This is a genomic window from Gangjinia marincola (assembly GCF_039523415.1).
GTDB classification, from domain to species: domain Bacteria; phylum Bacteroidota; class Bacteroidia; order Flavobacteriales; family Flavobacteriaceae; genus Gangjinia; species Gangjinia marincola.
The window spans coordinates 426,156-442,077 of record NZ_BAAAFG010000002.1 but is presented as its reverse complement, the minus strand read 5'-3'; the positions used below and the strand labels follow the sequence as shown (position 1 = coordinate 442,077).

Sequence of the window (15,922 nt, the reverse complement as noted above, 5' to 3'; positions counted from 1 at the left end):
TTAGAACCTATGAAAAAGATATTCATGTTAGTAGCTATTATGCTAGGGAGTGTATTAAACGCACAAGACGTCAAACCTTCTTTTGAGAAGCAAGGAGAATTGGTGAAAGGAACTTTTTTCTATGAAAATGGTACTGTTAAACAAGAAGGAACCTATAAAAACGGAAAATTACATGGTGAATGGGTTTCCTATGATCAACATGGAGATAAACTAGCCATGGCAGAATATGACCAAGGTGTCAAAACCGGGAAATGGTTTTTTTGGACCGAAGATGGTTTAGTAGAAGTGGATTATAATCGTAATGCAGTTACACAAGTGACGAATTGGAAAAACGGTTCTACCAGAGTGGTGAGCAACGAATAATAGATTTATAAAAACATTTAAAGCTGGGTCAGAAGAATTTCTTTGGGTCCAGCTTTTTTATTGTGCAATAATCTGATAATTTTCTGGTTATATTTGCCGACTAATTTTAAAATAGCAATGATGAAAAAAGTAAATGCATTATTATTAGGTCTTTTTGTTGCCTTTTCATTCTCTTGTGGAGATGATGACGATGGTGGACCAAGTGGACCTCAAGAAGAAGATTTTGTAGGAGTTTGGGCATTAGCCAATGTAGAAGGAAACGAAGATCAAGAGACAACGGTCGGGAATAATTCTACTCCCTTTTTCAATACTACTATTAATGATACAAACGATACAGATTTTACACTTGACTTCACAGCAGATCCGAATACCGTAGAAGCTGAAGGAACGTACACTCTTATTTCTCAAAAGGAGTTTGAAGATGGTAGCGAAGATGAATTTACGACGGTTACATATGTGGATGGGGATGAATTTTCTTCAAGTTGGTCATATAACAATGATACAGATGAAGTTACATTTTCTGGAGCAGGTGGTACTAGAACGTATACGTTAACAACAATCAATGATAATTCATTAGTTTTGACTTTTGAAAATGTCGTTGAGGTAAACGCCAATAATGCGATTACCACAACTAGGACAGAAATCACCTATACATTTACGAAGCAGTAAATTGTATCTAGTAAATAAAACCCCGCCAATTGGCGGGGTTTTTTGTTTTAAGCAGCTTTTTTATAATCCGCTTTAGTCTCATTCGATTCGGTAGGTTTACCGCGCCAGCTGCGTATCTTGATTTTTGTGCGATAAACGATATAGAATAATAAGGGAACGATGATCAAGGTTAAAAAGGTCGCAATTATTAGTCCGTAAATAACCGACCAGGCCAAGGGTCCCCAAAAAATTACGTTATCTCCTCCTAAGTAAAACTTAGGATCGAATTCTGCAAACAACGAGTAGAAATCTATGTTAACTCCTATCGCCAATGGAATTAATCCTAATACAGTCGTAATTGCCGTAAGAATTACCGGTCGAAGACGGGCACGACCCGCTTTAACAATAACATCTTGAATGTCTTCCTTAGAAAGCAAAGCATCATCTGGTAACTCTAGCGCCACAATCTTACGATCTATAAGCAATTGAGTGTAATCTAACAACACTACACCGTTGTTAACCACAATTCCTGCCAGTGAAATAATGCCCATCATGGTCATCATAATCACAAAAGGTGCCCCGGTAATGACAATTCCACCAAAAACACCAATAAAACTTAAAAAGATCGCAATCATAATGATGGTCGGCTTTGAAATAGAACTAAACTGAAAAATAAGAATAAAGAAGATTAAGCCCAGACCTCCAAAGAATGCACTCATTAGAAATGCCATTTGCTTATTCTGTTCTTCAATTTGACCGGTGTAGTCAATTTTGATTGACTCAGGTTTTTCAGTAAAGCTTTGCATTTCATTTTGAACCTGTTCTACCACTGCTCCTGCATCAGTATATCCCGGTGCCAAGGCCGAGTATACCGTTACAACACGTTTTGTATCCCTATGCTTTATTGCGCTAAACGAAGAGGTGTTTTGCTGGGTCGCAACAGCGCTGATAGGAACTTCCTTGATCTTACCGGTTGCCTGATCTCTGAATGTTATGTTTTGATTAAACAAGGCAGATGCGTCATACCGATCATCTTCATTAAAACGTACGTAGATATCGTAATCCTCTCCGTCGTTTTTATAGATTCCGGCTTTTTCACCAAACAAGGAACGTCTTAATTGGTTTCCCACCATTCCTGCGGGTACACCTAACTCACCAGACTTTTGACGATCAACCAGTACTTTAGTAGAGGGTTTTCCTTTATTTACATCAATCTTTAGTTCGTCAATCCCTGCGATATTCTTTTGATTGATAAAATTTCGCATTTTTTCGGCTGTATTAATCAGCTCATCATAGTCTGTTCCCTCAAGTTCAATATTAATGGGATATCCCGCCGGGGGACCTACTGCATCTTTCTCTACAGAGATGGCAACACCCGGGTAGATTCCTTTCAGGTTTTCCTGGACTTTTGCGCGTAGCACTTCAGAGTCTTTTCCTTTGCGGTATTTGTATTCTCGCATGGTAGCTGTAATCTTAGCACGATGTGGCATTTCTGCACTGCTTCCTCCATCTGTTTGGGGATTCCCGGCACCTTCACCTACCTGTGAAACAGCAGATTCAACTAAGAAATTATAGTTACTATCAGCCTTGTACTCATCATCATTTACTACATTATAAACACGCTGTTCAATTTCTTTGGTGATAGCATTGGTTTTATTAATGCTTGTTCCTTCCGGATACTCAATGTATACTATGATTTGGTTAGGCTTATTATCAGGGAAGAATTCAATATTAGTTCTCTTTGCACCTACCGACGCTCCAAAACCACCTAAGGTTAGGAAGAGTAAAAGAAATATTCCGACCACGAAGAAAACAGGCTTTTTACCCTTTAGGGCCCAGGTTAGAAAACGTTGGTAACGGCTTTCCAGTTTAGTTAAAAAATTCCGTTGAAAATAGGTCGCAGCTTTTTTTAGGAAGTAGGTATATACCCAAAACATAAGTGCAACAAAAATGATGAGCGTACCCAGAATTTTTACGGCTCCTCCAATCAACATGATTAAAATACCTATGGGAATCATAACTGCTGATAAAAAGATGAGCTGTTTTCGTGTAAGTCTGCGTTCACGTACGTCCATAAATCGTGAAACTAACATGGAATTAATGAAAATAGCGACGAATAACGAGGATCCCAGTACCACTGAAAGCGTTATAGGAAAGTATATCATAAATTCACCCATAACTCCCGGCCAGGTCCCTAAGGGAACAAATGCTGCTACAGTTGTTAATGTTGAAATAATGATAGGAAAGGCTATTTCCCCAATTCCCTTTTTTGCAGCTTCAATGCGCGACATCCCTTCTTCATCCATGAGACGATAGACATTTTCTACCACAACAATACCGTTGTCAACCAACATCCCAAGGCCCATAATCAGTGCAAACAAGATCATGGTATTCATCGTATATCCTAATGCCGAAAGTATCATGAAGGACATAAACATTGACATGGGTATAGCGAATCCTACGAATAACGCATTTCTAAATCCTAAAAAGAACATAAGTACACCCACCACCAAAATAATCCCAAAGATGATGTTATTTACAAGGTCAGTAACTTGATTTTCGGTCTTCTCACTCTGATCGTTAGCTTTAGATAATGTAAGGTCCGGCGGAAAAATGCGCTCTTCCATATCAGCCATGATGTCATCGATTTTTTCTACCGCCTCAATCATATTTTTGCCCGATCGCTTTTTTACATCTAGCATAACTACGCTTTGACCAAATTCACGGGCATAGGTGGTTTTATCTTCTTCAGAAAATGTAACATTCGCTATGTCTCTTAGGTAAATGGGGGCATCATTTTCTGTCTTAATAACAAAATTTTCTAACTCCTGCGGAGTTTCGATTTCACCTAATACTTTAATTGTCCTGCGTTGACCACTTGATATAAGGTTCCCCGCAGACATGGTCATGTTTTCATTTCTAATGGCATTAATGATGTCATTAAAGGTCACTTGAGCAGCCATCATTTTGTAGATGTCTACAGCTACTTCAACCTCTTTTTCTTGGGCACCTCTTATGTCGGCTGCTTTTATCTCAGGTAAATCTTCTATACGATCCTGAAGTAATTCAGCATACTCCTTCAATTTTTCTACGGGATAGTTCCCTGTGATATTGATGTTAAGAATGGGAATCTCTTCAGACATGCTTAAATCAAATACATTGGGCTCTACTTTCGCACCATTAAAAGTCGGCCAGTCTTCTCCTGCTTTCTCACTATCTACTTCATCTTTTACATCCTGCTTTGCCTGCTCAACCGGTATATCTTCATCAAACTCAATTGTAATAATACCATAATCTTCTTGTGAAGTGGATAGAATTTCTACCACACCACTTAAATTTCGTAATTCATCCTCAAGAGGATCCACAATGAGGCGTTCAATATCTTCACTCGTGTTACCGGGATAGGGAATAGAGATGTAGATTTTAGTTTCATTGATTTCAGGAAAGTTTTCTCTGGGCATACTAAAATATGCACTCAAGCCCAATACAAAGAAAAGTGCCATCATTACCCAGATTACGGTAGGATTATCAATTGCCCAACTGGAGAGCTTAAATTCTTTATCTACTTGTTTTTTCTTTGCACTCATTATTGTTGTCTTTAGTCAATAGTTAATGGTAATTAGTTGATAGAATTTAGTTCGTACTAAATTTTATTTCTTTAAATGCTTTTGTAACCCTTTTATCATTTTAGCTAGCTCAACTAAGCGAAATCTAGCTGACTGTAATTGATCCTCTGATGTATTTTTGTCTCTTGGCAATTGTTATGCATACAATACATTCCCTGATCGACCCTTGCGAAATATTTAAAAACCGGTTGAACTGCTGGTTTGTATCACCAGCTCCTTCTGCTATATTTAATGCAATGGAAGAAGAAGCTCTTAAAAATTGAGATGAAAGCTCAAAGCGTTCAACACTTGGAAAATCCTTTACTAAAGAATAAACGACATCAATAAAAGCCAGTGACTTTTGATATACATTTAAATCCTCAAAGCTAAAATGAGTGCTTTCCATTTTATTATATTTCTAATAACTAAAGGCTATCAACTAACGTCTTATTAGTATTCAACAATCGATACCTCTTGACCGTCTTTAACACTTCTTGCACCCTCAACAATTATCTTATCTCCACTCGCCAATCCATTGGTTACTTCGATAAAATCTTGTTGGGATTTTCCGGTAGAGATGATCTTTCTATTGGCAATATTGACATCACTATTCGTTGAATCCTGTTGAACGAGATATACAAATTGCTCTCCATCGGCATTTTCAGAAATAATATTTAATGGGATCAAGATCGCGTCTTCTTTGGTATAATCATTTATCTTAAGACGTGCTGTAAGGTTTGGCTTGATTAATCCTTTTTTGTTGGGTACTGCTACTTCAATGGAAAAAGTACGGTTACTAGGATTAATGTAATTACTGGTTTGACGTACTTTTGTCTTAATTTGTTCTCCTAAAATGGGTAGATTAACAATAACTTCTTTACCGGGTTGAATGTCCTTTATATAACGTTCTGGCACATCTGCCTTGATGTACATATCATCTAGATTTACGATTCTAAAGAGTTGCGAACCAGGAGCCACAACAGTTCCCTGCTCTGTAATGACATCATCAACTACTCCGCTAAAAGGTGCCCTCACCGAAGTTTTTCCTAACATACTTTTCATTTGGTTTACTTGATTTTGAGCGGCTTCATAATTACTTTTTGCCTGTAGATACTGAATTTCTGAACCGATTTGCTGTTCCCAAAGTGCTTTTTGTCGTTCAAAAGTTGTTTTAGCCAAAGCAGCTTGTGTTTCAACTTGAGCGACCTGGCTGGATAATCCTCCATCGTCTATGGTAGCTAATAATTGTCCCTTTCTTACGTTATCACCTTCTTTGACATACACACGTTGTAATACTCCCTGCATTTCGGGATAAACGATTACATTCTTTTTCGTGCTAACATTACCTTGCAATTCTACATAATGATTGAAAAGTGTATCGCTCACTTGTTTTACGGTGATCAAAGCAGCATTATCAGATTGATCTAATTTTTTAATCGCTGCATCCAGGCGGGTTAATTTATCATTAAGTTCAGACTGTTCTGTTTTTAGCGAAGACCGCAACTCCTGAATTTCTTCAAGGTTTTTTGAAGCAATCGTATCTTCGACTGACTTTTTCTTGTTGCCGCCACATGAAATTAAGAGCAGGGATAGGGACAAGAATTTTAAAAATGTGAGTTTCATATTGAATGTTTTAATCGTAGTTAGTTTTGGTTGGATACGTTTATTTGAGGGATACTCAAAATAGTCTCCAGGTCGGCTTTATAATTAATCAAATCAACCATGGCCTGTAACACTTCTTGTTGCGAGTCGTACAATTGAGTTTGTGCCTGGCGCAGTTCAAAGCTGGTAGATAGACCCTCAGTAAATTTTATTTGATTTTTATTTTCTATGCGTTCTGCTAATGACAGATTATTTTGAACTGTTTCCAGATTTTGTACGGCAAAGAGATAGTTGCTTCTGGCAGAATCAAGTGCCAATTGTATTTCCTGCTGAGTTTGATCAAAATCTGTCTTGGCTTGTTCTAATGCAATCTTTGCTCTTGCCGTTTGAGCGCTTCGCATTCCAGAACTAAATAATGGGATTTGTAAGGATACTCCAAGGATTGAAGATTCAAACCATTCTGCATCACTAAAAAAATTAAATTCATTGCCTGCCGCATTTGCTCCATAATTGATAAAACCTGTTAAGGAAGGTAAAGCAAAGCTTTTCTGTTGTTTGAGTTCAAGTTCACGTTGCTCTGTGAGGTTTAGGGCAATTTTATAATCAACATTATTCGTAATATCTAATTGTTGCTCGACCAGCTGCTTACTAGTATTTTGCAGCGCTAGCGACGTAAGATCGTCTAAAAGAGTAACCTCATTCTGTACATCTAAACCAATTGCCAGATTAAACATTTGATAAGCAATGGATTGGAGGCGTTTAGTATTTTCAAGCTGATTTTTAATTTGTGCCAGGGTAATTTGTAGTTGCTCTACGCTCTCTTCTTCGGTGAGCCCATTTTTGAAAATTTGAATAGTTTCATCAAGATTTTTTTGTAGATTTTTCACATTTTTTTCAAAAATGGAAATAGTTTCATTGGTAAGTAAAACGCTTCCATATGCATTAATCACTCCTTTCCTGACTTCAAGCTGCGTTTTTTCTAAGGCATTGTCAGAAAATTGTAAAAAGGTTTTGGCAGCCTGCAAAGCCACAAGATAAGAACCATCAAAAATTAATTGTGAAAGTGTAGCGGTAGCGGCCATCGATTGCTCAGGACTAAAAACAACAGGAATCAGCTCATCACCTGAAGCATTAGGGTCGAAGGCATTAGCAGGGATAAATGTAACAGGTTGCTTTAGCTGATTTTGGTAATCTACCCCACCGTTAATTTGTGGTAATCCCATCGCGGTAGTTTCCCATTTTTGCTTAATAGCCTTTGCCACATCCCGACGGGCATTAATCGACTGATAGCTGTTTTCTAAAGCAAAATCTATTGCTTCCTCCAAGGTAAAACTATATTCACTTTCTAACGATTGGCCCCGTACAATAAACAGGCTAAATAGTAGAAAGATACTGGTGGTCATTCGCTGTATCATTCGTGGTTGGAATTTATTAATTGGTTAAGTCGTTTTCTACCCTTTGGAGTTACAATGCCCCTTAGATGATATTCTAGGTACATCTCAAGAAGATTTTCTTTATGAAAAATGTTCTCATCGAACATGTCGTTATCCTTAATCCCTGTCATACCTATAAAATAAATACGAGAAACAAATTCAACATTGAGATTTTCTCTAAAAAGCCCTTGTGCAATACCTCTTTTAATATTATCAATCATACAATCCTGCATATGTTCAAATTGGCGCTTGCGTATTGAAGCATGAATTCTAGGATAGTATTTTTGAAGCTGGTAAATAGGGGATGATTTCTCTCCCTTTAGATGCATGAGCACAAATTTTTTGATCTCGTATAATTCTTCTATGGGATTTTGTCGTTGCTGTGTTATATGATCAATCCCATTGCAGATAAGATGGTACAGTGTCTCAACGCTTTCTTCGACAAGAATAGTCTTATTTTTAAAATGCTGATAAATGGTCTTTTTTGAAATTGCCATATCCTGTGCAATATCATCCATTGTTACACTTTTAAATCCTCGTTCCAGAAATAAATCTGTCGACTGTTTCAAAATTTCGTCTCTCATTGATGCCGCAAAACTACTACGGAAACTTTTAAAACTTTTTAAGTTTCCTTGGTTTTTACATTACTTTAACAATTCCTGTAACTTTTGATCGAGATAAAAACCAGTATTTTAGCAAAAAAACTATGGACGCAATCACGGTCTATCGTGAATTATTTCTAAGCTACTTACGATCAAAGATTTTAATAAAAGAGCCTAAGGGGTTATATGATCCCATAGCCTATATCTTGCAGCTAAGGGCCAAGCGAATGAGACCAATTTTGGTATTAATGGCGACCGATTTGTTTGGAGAGGAGCCCAAAAAGGCATTAGATGCTGCCCTGGCCATTGAGATTTTTCACAATTTTACCTTGATTCATGATGATATTATGGATGCTGCGCCACTGCGACGTAATCAACCTACAGTTCACGAAAAATGGGATATTAATACCGGGATTCTATCCGGTGACGCTATGTTAATCCAGGCATATCAGTGTTTTGAATCATATTCACCTTTAGTAAACAAACAATTGATCACCTTATTTTCTAAAACTGCTTTAGAAATTTGTGAAGGGCAGCAATACGATGTTGAGTTTGAGACCAGGGATGATGTTACCATTGATGAATATTTGAAAATGATCGAGTTCAAAACCGCAGTTTTGGTAGCGGCCGCTTTACAAATGGGAGCTATTATTGGTGGCGCTTCTGCGGAAGATCAGGAACACCTCTATAATTACGGGAGGCTGTTAGGCATTGCGTTTCAACTACAGGACGACTATCTGGATGCTTTTGGCAATCCCGAAACATTTGGCAAGCAAGTAGGAGGCGATATCATTGAAAATAAAAAAACATACCTGTATTTAGAAGCATTGCTCAATGGATCTGAAACAGATAAAACCACCATAAACGAATTGTTTTCCGCTACAGCAATTTCAGATACTAAAGTAGATACAGTTAAAGAGATCTTTGTGCGCAGCAAAGCCGATCTATCGATCAAAGCCGAAATCAAACGTTACACAGATAAAGCATTTTATGAGCTGGATCAAATCAATGTATCGCCTAAGCGTAAAAAAGGATTAAAACAATTTGGAGAATCCTTAATGCATAGAGAGGAATAGAATCATTATATCAATTACTAACCTTGTTTTAATTAATATTTAAGATTGTTTTATATATTTATGATCTTAAACCTAAATATATGGCAAAACGTCTATTTTTTCGTGTTAGTTTTTTTATTTTTATGGTCAGTTCCTGTCAAGATGACTCAGCAGATCATTACATTGACCATGATACGCACCAATATGAAGCACTTTATAATGGTAAAAAAAGAATAAGCATACACGCTAAAGATATACCTAATGTATTGGAACAGATTGCCAAAGAAGATAGAGGATATTTGCCCATATTAGAAAAGAAGTTAGGTCTTACCGGTCGTTCAACGGGATTTGATAATCCCTTTGGTACATTAAATACGTCAACAATTCAAGCGCTAGAAGATCCCGCACAAAATAGAACCTATAGTTTTTTATTGACTCCTATTATACCTATGGATAACGTAATCTATAATTTAATTGTAGTGACAGATGCAGATGGGAACATATTGAAAAGTTACGTTAAGAAATATGAGGGTGTAGTAGATGGATTTGTAGGTTCAGAGTATAGTGGTAGAACGACATCGTTTGATTTAGATGGTACAGAGCTTCGCAGTTTTAATTTTGATTTAGGAATAGCAGATGCGACTAATTGTGTGGATTGTATGTTAGGAGACGATCCAGATGATCCAAATGATCCAGGAGATGATGACGATAATAGTACAGGAGGATCAAACTGGGATGACCCTACAGATCCAGATCCTACCGATGATGATGGCGGTAATGGCGGTTGGATAGATGGAGGGATAGACAGCTGTAATATCTCAATAGATGTACAGGCTTGCAGTGTAGGAGGCACAACTCCACATGCTCCTATACCGCAGGGGGATGGTAGTTGGAATTGTGGAGGTACAACTAGCATTATGATAATTGACTGTGGCAGATCAGATACCTCATTATTTACTATAGATGCATGCTGCGATGATGATGTGGTGGTGATTGATGATGATGCTCCTGAGATTACAGACCCAGACGACCTGGCGACATGCCAAAATATAAGTGATCTAATAAATGACCCTGACTACCAGGCTAAAGCCCAGGAGTGTAAAGATAATTTTGGCGGTGAAGATGAAAAAGGCTTTGTACAAAAGACAGATGGAACCTTTGTAGATGCACCGGTAAGTGATAATGGTCATACAGTTAGCTTTCCTACAGGAGCAGATAAAGTAGGCTATATACATAATCATCTTAATGATAAACCAATACCAGATTTTGACGGTGATGGTGAACCTGACCTAGAAAAACGGGTACGCCGACATTCTCCTGAAGATATACGTACCTTTATCACATTGGTGCAAATTGCTCATAATACAGGTAGACCCACCGGGGATATTTACGGGGATATGTATAGTAAAAGTGGTAACTTTCAATTACGATTTAATGGTAATGTAGTTGATCTGCCTACCTTTACCGATGATCAAATTGATAATTTTAATATTAAGTACAAAGATTATTTTCAAAATACTGTATCAAACAAAAAGTGGTTTAAGTTTGTTCAAGACGTAATGCAGATTGATGATAGTAAGGGGATTGAACTATGGCAGGTAAAAGATAACGGTACAATATTAAAAATATCCTTAGATGATACTGGCAAAGTTGATAAAGAAAAATGTCCAAAAGATTAATGTTATGAAAATTACAAAGATTTTATTCATTCTGCTAATTAGCATGGGTTGTAAAGCTCAAAATATAGTGCCTGTAGAAGATTTAAGTATGTATCAAGATGAAGAGTATGAAGATTTTCATGATGGTAAATACTTTAAAGATGTAAACGGTAAGCTGTCCAAATTCTATGGGCACTGGAGGGCAACGACATCAGATGGGAAAGTAGTGGATTTTTATATTACACCATATGTTATGTCAGATAATTTTACCAATGGCACTTATGATAAATTAAGAATACGATATACCATCAAAAATCAAAGTGGGAATATACTGGCAGATACTACTGATCTACCTGATGAAAATTCATATGTAATAAGAGGCGGCTTTTTCGGACCTAATAAAGTGACCTATCAGATTTACTATCAGGGATTAGAAGCCCGTTGTGGTCAAAACGGAAATATTTTTTTAGCCGTAATAGGTTTAGAGAGTACTCAAATGAAATATTACTACAGTGTAGCGGGTAGTATTTACGGTAGTAATTGCCCACCGGGTGGTGTAGATCAGGTAATGCCAATGGAGCAATTGACCTTTATAAAAGATCCTATAGATGTATTCGAAGATTAAAACATTCTGTTTAGGGGACTACTTTATAACACTTAATCCTTTAGGATATCATCAGGCTTTTAGTGTTAGAATATAGTATACAAACCTTTGGTCACTCTTTATGTTTTACTACTTTCTTTTAAGAGCCAAAAAATACCGGCAGACCTACAGAGAATATTTAGGGCGATATGTACAGCAGCAGCGGCAACTTTCAACTACTATTTAGTGGAGATTCCGGTACTTTGCCACTTTATGATCGTCTATAAATTCAAGTTCCTACAATAAGATAGTTAGAGTATTTTCAAGAGCATGGGAGACTTTAAGTCTTGATGACAATAACGAAGTAATTAATACACCGTGTCAATAAAATAAGAAATTATGAAAAATCAATTGCTATACTTATCGTTATTATGTTTCACAGCTGGAATATCTCAAACACCTGTATTTCCTGTAGAAGCACTATATCCTACGGAAGAAAATCATCCGAATGTTAAGGAATATTATAAAGATATTGATAATTTATTTAATCAATATGAAGGAACATGGTTGCATGAGAGTGACGGGAAGTCTCTGAAGCTTGAGCTCAAAAAATTTGAGTTATCAGATCATAATGCATACTACATTGATTTACTTATTGGGGAATATCAATATAGCGAAAATGGAACTATTATAGTAAATACTCTATCGCAGATTGAGAACTCTTATACCAGTGGATGTCGACACAGTATTTGTGGATATTCAATTGAGGATAGTTGTTTTTACCATCCGGTATCAGATTGTATAGAAGGTGAAAAGCGAATTGTATTACATATGAGAGATATTAATGAGCCTGGTATATCCTATGAATTGATTCTTCATAAACGCATCATCAACTTACAGGAGGCTTTGAGTGTAAGTATGGGAGACGCTTATGTTCAAGCATCATTCAAAGAGAATGAAACTCCGCCGACATCAACCATAGATTTGAATTTTGATAATGATTTAATCTTTCTAAAGGTAGAATAGTAAAGGTCTTGATTCTATTTACTTATAAATTCTTATAGAGATAAAAAGAAGTTTCAAAAAAAATGAAGCAGTAGTTGCTACTGGAACTTGCTATATAAGCTCAATAAAAGCCATAAAATCACAAGTAATGGTATGTTTTCATAGTATTAAGTCAGGGTATTATAAATAGAGATATAACAAATAACTTTAAGTATAAGCTAGTTATAATTTTAGTAAATGCCGATGATATAGTTTGTGTGTTATAGTTAGGTGACTTCGCTGAGCTATGTTCGACTAGTTGCATGGATGGTATGATAGGTGACGATCCAAATGATGCCGGAGATAATACTAGATTGCGTTAGATTAGATACCTCACCATTTACTATAGATGCATGCTGTGATGATGCTCCTGAGATTACAGACCCAGATGACTTTGAAACATGCCAAAACATAAGTGACCTAATAAACGACCCTGATTACCAGGCCAAGGCCCAGGAATGTAGAGACAATTTTGGCGGTCAAGGTGAAAAAGGATTTGTACAAAAAACAGATGGAACCTTTGTTGATGCACCGGTAAGCGATGATGGGCATAGCGTTAGCTTTCCTACAGGAGCAGATAAAGTAGGCTATATACATAATCATCTTAATGATAAACCAATACCAGATATAAATGGTGATGGGATACCAGATGTTGAAAAGCGCATACGCCGTCATTCTCCCAAGGATATTCAAACCTTCATTACTTTTGTACAAATTGCGCATAATACAGGCAGACCAGTTGAAGATATTTATGGCGATATGTTTAGCAGCAGCGGCAACTTTCAATTACGCTTTAACGGTAATGTGGCTGATCTGCCTACCTTTACCGATCAACAGGTTAAGGATTTTACAGAAAAGTATGAAGATGAGTTTGAGGACAGAGTTTCAAATAAGATATGGTTTGATTTCCTAAAGGATGTTATGCAGATTGATGAAAATATAGGAATAGAACTATGGCAAGTAAAAAATAATGGTACGGTGTTAAAAGTATTTGTGGATGATAATGGAAAAGTAGATAAAGAAAAATGTCCAAAAGATTAGAGATATGAAAACAATAAAAATTATAATTATCATAATTCTTAGCATAAGCTGTAAAGCACAAACTATTGTGCCAGTAGAAAATTTACACTTATATCAAGATGAAGAAAATGCAGATTTTCAAGAAGGGAAGTATTTTAAAGACATTAATGGGAAGCTAGCTAAATTTTATGGGCACTGGCAAGCCACGGCAACAGATGGAAAAGTGTTAGACTTTTACATAACTCCATATCTTAAGACAAATACTAACACAACATATGATAAAATAAGAATACGATACACAATCAAAGATCAAAATGGAAATATCTTGGCAGATACTACTACGCTGCCAGAGGATGATTCAGAGGTTATTGATAGGGGCTTTTTTGGATCGAATGAAGCCACCTACCAGATCAGTTATATGGGATTTGAAGGTGGATGTGGGCAGAATGGTAACCTTTTTTTAGCAGTGGTGGGGCTAGGAGATTCGCAAATGAATTATTATTACAGTGTTTATGGTGAAATTTTGAGTGATAATTGCCCACCGGGTGGTGTAGACCAGGTGATGCCAATGGAGCAATTGACCTTTACAAAAGATCCTATAGATGTAATCGAAGATTAAAACATTCTGTTTAGGGGACTACTTTATAACACTTAATCCTTTAGGATATCATCAGGCTTTTAGTGTTAAAATATAATGTACAAACCTTTGGTCACTCTTATATTCTACTACTTTCTCCTAAGGCCTAAAAAAAATTACAGGCATACCTGTAGAAGATATTTATGGTAGTATGTATAGTAGTAGTGGTAAATTTCAATTACGATTTAGTGGAGATCCCAGTACTCTGCCACTTTATGATAGTCTAGAAATTCGAATTCTTACCAGAAAATAGTTAGAGTATTTCCAAGAGGATGGGGACAAAAGTATAAGGTTACTAAGGTTTACGAAAGACTCAATGGACCTTAATGGCATAGAACTATGGAAAATAAATGATAACGGAAAAATTAAGAAGCTGTCGTTAGATGTCGATGGTAAATTAAAAAAAGAAAAATGTCCAAATTAAATGATTATGAGATTAATTAATTTTTTTATACTACTATTTGTAATAGTCAGTTGCAAAGCTCAGATTGTACCAGTAGAGGATTTGGTTGATTATATGGATTCAGATCAATCAGCAGCTGACGGAACTTATTTCAAAGATATCAATGATAAACTAAGCAAATTCTACGGGCATTGGCAGGCAGTAACTTCAGACGGAAAACAACTTGATTTTTATATAGAGCCAAAGCTTATTGAAAGATCTGAGACTGGTAAAAAATATGATAAGTTGAATATAAGATACACCATAAAAGAGAATGGCGTATTACTTGTCGACACAACTAATCTTCCAGATAACGCAGTAGAGGTAATTAGTGGCGGTTTTTTTGGAACCAACAAAGCGACGTATCAGATACCATATCAAGGATTTAGCAGTGCCTGTGGCCAAAATGGATATTTACTTTTGGATATCGAGGGTTTAGCTGATACATCTATGACGTATTATTACTATGTAAATGGTGAAATTTGGAGTGATAATTGCCCACCCGGGGGTGTAGATCAGGTGATGCCCTTAGAGTGGCTTACTTTTACTAAACATTAAAGCTAGGTAAGATGAAAATTCTATTGGTAACCATGCTATTAATGATAGGGTATTCATCAAACGCCCAATCTTATGTAGAAAGTGAATATTCTATTGAATTAATAGGTAATCCACAAAAGGTCAGATTAGTGGAATATTCAGATTCAACCTATAAAGGTCAGATTATAACAAGTCTATCCAAAGGAAGATTTCCCCGAAACTTTGTTGGTAGATTATGGCATGACATCTGGAAAATTGAAAGTGAAGATGTAGAATATAATCAAGAAATACATCCAATAGTTGCTAAACGTGTTATGCAAAGGCTAAAAGAATTGGGTATTGAAGAAATTGAACCCTGTAAGAAATTCAATGAGGACTGTGGTAATCTCGCTTATTTGGACTCAGACAGTGTTATTTTTAGAATAAAGAAACCTTCAATTAATCGTGTGGTTAGTTATGAAGAAATCCACCCTTTGCAATTGACAAAAAGGAATGAAGAAGAGTCGCCTAAAAGAAAAAAAGCGCAAGAAATGATTTCTTACATTCATGAAGAATTGGATTTAAAGCATGTATATCGCAATTTGTGGGATAAACTTGAGCCTGATACGTATTATTACTTTAGAGGTTATTCCTTTATTATTATGAAAAAGAAAAAATGTCGATAGTTCTTTATACAAATATTTTTGGATGACT

The 15,922-nt window shown here is 36.4% G+C and carries 15 protein-coding genes; 10 read left to right on the top strand and 5 right to left on the bottom strand.

The window, feature by feature from the left end; all coding sequences use genetic code 11:
* Window positions 1-9 precede the first annotated feature (9 nt).
* Both ABD000_RS03535 and ABD000_RS03530 read left to right on the top strand, forming a co-directional pair.
* On the top strand, window positions 10-363 hold the full coding sequence (locus tag ABD000_RS03535; protein ID WP_343763893.1) for a toxin-antitoxin system YwqK family antitoxin: 354 nt from the start codon (window positions 10-12) through the stop codon (window positions 361-363).
* A 120-nt stretch (window positions 364-483) separates the two neighbouring features.
* Window positions 484-1,032, top strand: coding sequence for a hypothetical protein (locus tag ABD000_RS03530; protein WP_343763891.1), 549 nt, complete (start codon window positions 484-486; stop codon window positions 1,030-1,032).
* Between the two features lie 47 nt (window positions 1,033-1,079).
* Here the strand turns inward: ABD000_RS03530 and ABD000_RS03525 are convergent, their stop codons facing one another.
* The 5 genes from ABD000_RS03525 to ABD000_RS03505 all read right to left on the bottom strand — a co-directional run bounded on the left by ABD000_RS03525 (window position 1,080) and on the right by ABD000_RS03505 (window position 8,235).
* A complete protein-coding gene (locus ABD000_RS03525) occupies window positions 1,080-4,598 on the bottom strand; it encodes an efflux RND transporter permease subunit (protein ID WP_343763889.1) in 3,519 nt (1,172 codons plus the stop codon).
* A 124-nt stretch (window positions 4,599-4,722) separates the two neighbouring features.
* Window positions 4,723-5,022, bottom strand: coding sequence for a four helix bundle protein (locus ABD000_RS03520; protein ID WP_343763887.1), 300 nt, complete (start codon window positions 5,020-5,022; stop codon window positions 4,723-4,725).
* Window positions 5,023-5,066: 44 nt separating this feature from the next.
* Window positions 5,067-6,239, bottom strand: a complete 1,173-nt coding sequence (locus tag ABD000_RS03515) for an efflux RND transporter periplasmic adaptor subunit (RefSeq protein WP_343763885.1) — start codon at window positions 6,237-6,239, stop codon at window positions 5,067-5,069.
* Between the two features lie 20 nt (window positions 6,240-6,259).
* Entirely contained in the window at window positions 6,260-7,633 is a 1,374-nt protein-coding gene (locus ABD000_RS03510) for a TolC family protein (RefSeq protein ID WP_343763882.1), read from the bottom strand.
* On the bottom strand, window positions 7,630-8,235 hold the full coding sequence (locus ABD000_RS03505) for a TetR/AcrR family transcriptional regulator (protein ID WP_343763880.1): 606 nt from the start codon (window positions 8,233-8,235) through the stop codon (window positions 7,630-7,632). Before ABD000_RS03505 ends, ABD000_RS03510 begins: the two co-directional genes overlap by 4 nt.
* A gap of 122 nt (window positions 8,236-8,357) precedes the next feature.
* Between ABD000_RS03505 and ABD000_RS03500 the strand changes: the two genes are divergently transcribed.
* From ABD000_RS03500 to ABD000_RS03465, 8 genes are all read left to right on the top strand, one after another.
* Window positions 8,358-9,329, top strand: a complete 972-nt coding sequence (locus tag ABD000_RS03500) for a polyprenyl synthetase family protein (protein WP_343763877.1) — start codon at window positions 8,358-8,360, stop codon at window positions 9,327-9,329.
* 80 nt (window positions 9,330-9,409) lie between these two features.
* The gene (locus ABD000_RS03495; RefSeq protein WP_343763875.1) at window positions 9,410-10,987 is read left to right on the top strand and encodes a hypothetical protein; all 1,578 of its coding nucleotides are present in this window, start codon (window positions 9,410-9,412) and stop codon (window positions 10,985-10,987) included.
* Between the two features lie 4 nt (window positions 10,988-10,991).
* Window positions 10,992-11,591, top strand: a complete 600-nt coding sequence (locus ABD000_RS03490) for a hypothetical protein (protein ID WP_343763873.1) — start codon at window positions 10,992-10,994, stop codon at window positions 11,589-11,591.
* A 357-nt stretch (window positions 11,592-11,948) separates the two neighbouring features.
* Window positions 11,949-12,575, top strand: coding sequence for a DUF6705 family protein (locus ABD000_RS03485; RefSeq protein ID WP_343763871.1), 627 nt, complete (start codon window positions 11,949-11,951; stop codon window positions 12,573-12,575).
* A 312-nt stretch (window positions 12,576-12,887) separates the two neighbouring features.
* Entirely contained in the window at window positions 12,888-13,634 is a 747-nt protein-coding gene (locus tag ABD000_RS03480) for a hypothetical protein (protein WP_343763869.1), read from the top strand.
* A gap of 4 nt (window positions 13,635-13,638) precedes the next feature.
* The gene (locus tag ABD000_RS03475; protein ID WP_343763867.1) at window positions 13,639-14,232 is read left to right on the top strand and encodes a hypothetical protein; all 594 of its coding nucleotides are present in this window, start codon (window positions 13,639-13,641) and stop codon (window positions 14,230-14,232) included.
* Window positions 14,233-14,680: 448 nt separating this feature from the next.
* On the top strand, window positions 14,681-15,250 hold the full coding sequence (locus ABD000_RS03470; protein ID WP_343763865.1) for a hypothetical protein: 570 nt from the start codon (window positions 14,681-14,683) through the stop codon (window positions 15,248-15,250).
* A gap of 11 nt (window positions 15,251-15,261) precedes the next feature.
* The gene (locus ABD000_RS03465; RefSeq protein ID WP_343763861.1) at window positions 15,262-15,894 is read left to right on the top strand and encodes a hypothetical protein; all 633 of its coding nucleotides are present in this window, start codon (window positions 15,262-15,264) and stop codon (window positions 15,892-15,894) included.
* The last annotated feature ends 28 nt before the right edge of the window (window positions 15,895-15,922 follow it).

Excerpts from the sequence above, each read along its gene's own strand:
- ABD000_RS03535 (WP_343763893.1), top strand. The coding sequence starts at position 10 with ATGAAAAAGATATTCATGTTAGTAGCTATTATGCTAGGGAGTGTATTA.
- ABD000_RS03530 (WP_343763891.1), top strand. The coding sequence starts at position 484 with ATGAAAAAAGTAAATGCATTATTATTAGGTCTTTTTGTTGCCTTTTCA.
- ABD000_RS03525 (WP_343763889.1), bottom strand. The coding sequence starts at position 4,598 with ATGAGTGCAAAGAAAAAACAAGTAGATAAAGAATTTAAGCTCTCCAGT.
- ABD000_RS03520 (WP_343763887.1), bottom strand. The coding sequence starts at position 5,022 with ATGGAAAGCACTCATTTTAGCTTTGAGGATTTAAATGTATATCAAAAG.
- ABD000_RS03515 (WP_343763885.1), bottom strand. The coding sequence starts at position 6,239 with ATGAAACTCACATTTTTAAAATTCTTGTCCCTATCCCTGCTCTTAATT.
- ABD000_RS03510 (WP_343763882.1), bottom strand. The coding sequence starts at position 7,633 with ATGATACAGCGAATGACCACCAGTATCTTTCTACTATTTAGCCTGTTT.
- ABD000_RS03505 (WP_343763880.1), bottom strand. The coding sequence starts at position 8,235 with ATGAGAGACGAAATTTTGAAACAGTCGACAGATTTATTTCTGGAACGA.
- ABD000_RS03500 (WP_343763877.1), top strand. The coding sequence starts at position 8,358 with ATGGACGCAATCACGGTCTATCGTGAATTATTTCTAAGCTACTTACGA.
- ABD000_RS03495 (WP_343763875.1), top strand. The coding sequence starts at position 9,410 with ATGGCAAAACGTCTATTTTTTCGTGTTAGTTTTTTTATTTTTATGGTC.
- ABD000_RS03490 (WP_343763873.1), top strand. The coding sequence starts at position 10,992 with ATGAAAATTACAAAGATTTTATTCATTCTGCTAATTAGCATGGGTTGT.
- ABD000_RS03485 (WP_343763871.1), top strand. The coding sequence starts at position 11,949 with ATGAAAAATCAATTGCTATACTTATCGTTATTATGTTTCACAGCTGGA.
- ABD000_RS03480 (WP_343763869.1), top strand. The coding sequence starts at position 12,888 with ATGCCGGAGATAATACTAGATTGCGTTAGATTAGATACCTCACCATTT.
- ABD000_RS03475 (WP_343763867.1), top strand. The coding sequence starts at position 13,639 with ATGAAAACAATAAAAATTATAATTATCATAATTCTTAGCATAAGCTGT.
- ABD000_RS03470 (WP_343763865.1), top strand. The coding sequence starts at position 14,681 with ATGAGATTAATTAATTTTTTTATACTACTATTTGTAATAGTCAGTTGC.
- ABD000_RS03465 (WP_343763861.1), top strand. The coding sequence starts at position 15,262 with ATGAAAATTCTATTGGTAACCATGCTATTAATGATAGGGTATTCATCA.